At 60.0% G+C, this 3,755-nt stretch carries 4 protein-coding genes; all 4 read left to right on the top strand.

Features of this window, described 5'->3' with window-relative positions; all coding sequences use genetic code 11:
• Window positions 1–455 precede the first annotated feature (455 nt).
• From ehuB to ehuA, 4 genes are read left to right on the top strand one after another with little or no spacing between them, the layout of a single operon-like run.
• Window positions 456–1,367: an ectoine/hydroxyectoine ABC transporter substrate-binding protein EhuB gene (gene ehuB, locus AC3WJU_RS22240; protein WP_492260892.1), complete on the top strand. Its 912-nt coding sequence runs from the start codon at window positions 456–458 to the stop codon at window positions 1,365–1,367.
• A gap of 13 nt (window positions 1,368–1,380) precedes the next feature.
• Window positions 1,381–2,103, top strand: coding sequence for an ectoine/hydroxyectoine ABC transporter permease subunit EhuC (ehuC, locus tag AC3WJU_RS22235; RefSeq protein ID WP_492260891.1), 723 nt, complete (start codon window positions 1,381–1,383; stop codon window positions 2,101–2,103).
• The gene (gene ehuD, locus AC3WJU_RS22230) at window positions 2,100–2,762 is read left to right on the top strand and encodes an ectoine/hydroxyectoine ABC transporter permease subunit EhuD (RefSeq protein ID WP_492260890.1); all 663 of its coding nucleotides are present in this window, start codon (window positions 2,100–2,102) and stop codon (window positions 2,760–2,762) included. Before ehuC ends, ehuD begins: the two co-directional genes overlap by 4 nt.
• Window positions 2,746–3,597, top strand: a complete 852-nt coding sequence (gene ehuA, locus AC3WJU_RS22225; protein WP_492260889.1) for an ectoine/hydroxyectoine ABC transporter ATP-binding protein EhuA — start codon at window positions 2,746–2,748, stop codon at window positions 3,595–3,597. Before ehuD ends, ehuA begins: the two co-directional genes overlap by 17 nt.
• Window positions 3,598–3,755 lie beyond the last annotated feature (158 nt).

Raw genomic sequence — 3,755 nt, 5'->3', positions numbered from 1 at the left:
ACGGCAAGGTCCAGATCAGCAGACCTAAGCACGGTCCCCTCATCCCTGCCCACAAGATTCACGCCAGATCCCTCCCAAATCAATTTACCCCTCCTATCGAATGTATTCGATTCTTTCTCTCGCGTCCATAGTATCGACGCTATCGAGTTTCCAGCCTCACCAGCTCGAGACCGAAGGGAAGTGCGACGGCGCTCGAGCTGCGCCACCAAGCCGAGCGCGAGTGAGAGGCAGGCAAAACACTTCCACTCACGGATCTCCCGGCCGCTCCGCTTTAGGCGGTGGGTCGCCGAAAGCGATGTGATTGTTGACACACATCGTTCATCCAGAGTACTTTATCGAAAAAGATCGATGTTATCTGACTGGCGAACTTAACCCATTCGATGAGAAACGATTGCCTGTGTCTGCCGACATGTGCGTCCAAACCTCGCAAACCAACAGGAAGAAGCCACCCCAAAATGAAGAACCATGAATGGTCGCGCCGATCGGTTTTGGCTGGCTCGACTTTGATTGCAGCCGCCGGCCTCGCAACACCGCTGCTCGCGTCATGCGCTGGGCCAAGCTCAAGCAGCACCGGCAGCGCGGGGAGCTCCCTTGACCGACTGAGGAAACAGGGATTTGTCAACGTGGGCGTCTTCGGCTCGCAGGTGTATGGGTACACCGACAAGAGTGGCCGCGTTACCGGTGAAGGGCCAGAGGTTGCCCGTGCTGTCTTCGCGAAGCTCGGGGTGGCCGAAATCCGGGCCACCCAGATGTCCTTCGATCAGCTCATTCCTGCCCTGAGTGCCGGTCAGTTCGATGTGGCGTGCGCGGGAATGTATATCACGCCCGCGCGCTGCAAGAACGCTCTATTCTCCCGCCCTGACTTCACTGTGAACGAAGGGATGATCGTACCCAAAGGCAATCCGCTGAATGTCAAGACGCTGGAAGACATTGCCAACAAGAATGTGAAGGCCACGATGGCAGCGTCAAGTGTCGAGAGGGGCTATGGCCTCAGTGCAGGCATCAAAGCAGAGAACATCATCTCTTATGAATCCGGCCAAGCCATGCTTGAGGCGGTGGCAGCGGGACGCGTCTATGCGGCCGTCATGAGCGACCTCAGCACGAGGGATCTAGTGAAGCAGAACCCCGGCGCGACAGTCGAGATAGCTGCAGTATTTCGTCCGGCCGTCAATGGCAAACCGGTGAATACCGCTGCCGGTTTCGTGTTTCGTCAGGACGCCCAACAACTCGTGGACGAGTTCAACCGGGAGCTCGGCGCACTCCAGAACAGCGGCGAGTGGCTCAAGATCGTGGAACCGTTCGGCTTTACCAAGGAAAACCTGCCTGCGAATGGCCTGACGACCCAGCAGCTCTGCTCGGCAACGTGAACGGGCGTCCGTCATGAATGACATTGGTTACTTCTTTGTCGTCCTGCTCAGGGGGATGATTCCCACCGTGGAGCTCTTCGTGCTTGGCGGTGCGTTGGGCACCGTGCTCGCGTTCGTTGTCGGTCTAGCAATGCTCCACCGCGCGGTGGCTGTGCGGTTCATGGCCAGAGCCTATGTGGAGGGCTGGCGTGGAACTTCCGAGGTAGTGCAGTTGTTCTGGATGTACTTTGCTGTGCCGATCCTCGTCGGGTTCCAGCTTGTGCCGCTCTGGGCCGGGATCCTGGTCCTTGGACTTAACAGCGGTGCCTACGGTGCGGAGATCGTGCGAGGAGCCGTCCAGTCGGTGGACCGGGCCCAGTTCGAGGGGGCTGTGGCGTTGAACCTGACCCGGATCCAGCGCATGACCAGGGTCATCCTGCCGCAGGCGATACCCGAGATGATCCCATCGTTCAACAACCTCTACATCTCAGTCCTGAAAGGCACATCGCTCGCCTCACTCATCAACATCAATGAGATCACTTATCAGGCCAACCAAGTGCTGCTGACAAGCTTTCCCGGGCAGACGCTGGTGATCTTCCTCATGATGCTGGCTATGTATCTCGCACTGGCCGCCATCATCACCGCGGCCATGCGGCTCCTCGAACGCGGTGCTGCACGGATGCTCGGCAAGAGCCCGCAACAAGGTCGCACAACCAACGCCAAACGTGCGCTATCAATCACCGGAGTTTCCCGATGAACGCGAATGCATGGGACTGGGATTTCGCCGCCAGTATTATGCCGGGCCTACTGAACGGGCTTCTAGTGACCATGCAAGCCACAGTTCTTGGCTCGGTTCTAGCCTTCGTCCTCGGACTTGTCTTGGCCCTGCTCCGCTACTCCCCTGTCCGTGTCGTGAGGGCGGCAGTGTGGGCATTCATTGAGGTCGTCCGCAGTACGCCATTGCTCATCCAGCTCTATCTTTGGTTCTTCGTCCTTCCCCAATTCGGGATCGCGCTGGATTCACTTACCGCAGGAGTTCTAGGACTTGGCGTGCACTACGCCACCTACACCGCCGAGGTCTACCGAGCCGGCGTCGACGCCGTCCCCACGGGCCAGTGGGAGGCTGCGCGCGCGCTCAACCTTCCACGCCCACGCACGTGGATCGGCGTTGTGCTGCCGCAGGCGATTCCACGGATGGTTCCAGCGCTTGGCAACTATGCCATCGGGATGTTCAAGGAGTCGCCACTGCTGCTGACGATCGGGGTCCTCGATGTTCTCGGCCAAGCCAAACTCGCCGGCGCCGAGGTCTACAGGTTCGTGGAACCGTACACCATAACCGGGCTTCTCTTTCTCGCGCTGAGTTACCCATGTTCAATCCTGATCAGGAGGTTGGAACGTCATGTTCTCCAGCACTAGGCACACCCAAGGCAACACTGAACAACCACAAGAGATCACATCCGCCGCCGGTATCGAGGCCAAACAGCCGATGGTGCGCTTCGACTCCGTGGAAAAGGCCTTCGGTCAGAACCTCGTCCTTAACAAGCTCAGCTTGGAGGTCGCGGACGGTGAAAAAATCGGCCTCATCGGCCCGAGTGGATCCGGAAAGACGACCATCCTGCGCATGCTCATGACATTGGTACAGCCAGACGCTGGGAAGATCTACGTTGACGGACAGCCGCTCTGGCACATGGAACGGAGTGAAACCTCAAGGCCCGCCGACGAACGCCATCTCCGCCAGATGCGGATGAAGATAGGCATGGTCTTCCAGCAGTTCAACCTGTTCCCGCACATGACTATCCTGCGCAACATCGCGGAGGCGCCCATGCGCGTACTCGGGCTTTCCCGTGAGGAGGCCGAAGAACGGGCACGCCGCCTCTTGGACCAGGTCGGCTTGGCACACAAGGCTGACTCCCGACCCAGTCAATTATCCGGTGGGCAGCAGCAACGGGTGGCCATCGCCCGGGCCATCGCGATGCGCCCCAAAGTGATGCTCTTCGACGAGGTCACCTCGGCCCTCGATCCGGAACTGGTCACCGAGGTGCACGCGGTGCTGCGCGATCTCGCCACTGAGACGGGTATGACGATGCTACTCGTCACGCACGAGATGAACTTTGCCCGCGACATCGCGGACCGGGTGCTCATGTTCGACCAGGGCCAGATCGTCGAGAGCGGCGTCCCGGACCGCATCTTCACAGCACCGGAGAACGAGCGTACCAAGACCTTCCTCCGGGCCGTGCTCGAAGCGACGTGACGACAGCAAGTCCCAGCCCGATGACGCTCGTAGGAGCTCAGGCTGCCGTGCCTTGAACGGTCGGCGGGCGGGGCTGGGTTGGAGAGGAATTCACGCACCGTCGCCGGGGCTGCACGGGGCTGCACGGGGCTGCACGGGGCTGCACGGGGCCCTGGGGG

The sequence above is a fragment of the Arthrobacter sp. FW306-1B-F12A genome, from assembly GCF_058781865.1.
This window is presented reverse-complemented; position numbering and strand designations above follow the sequence as displayed.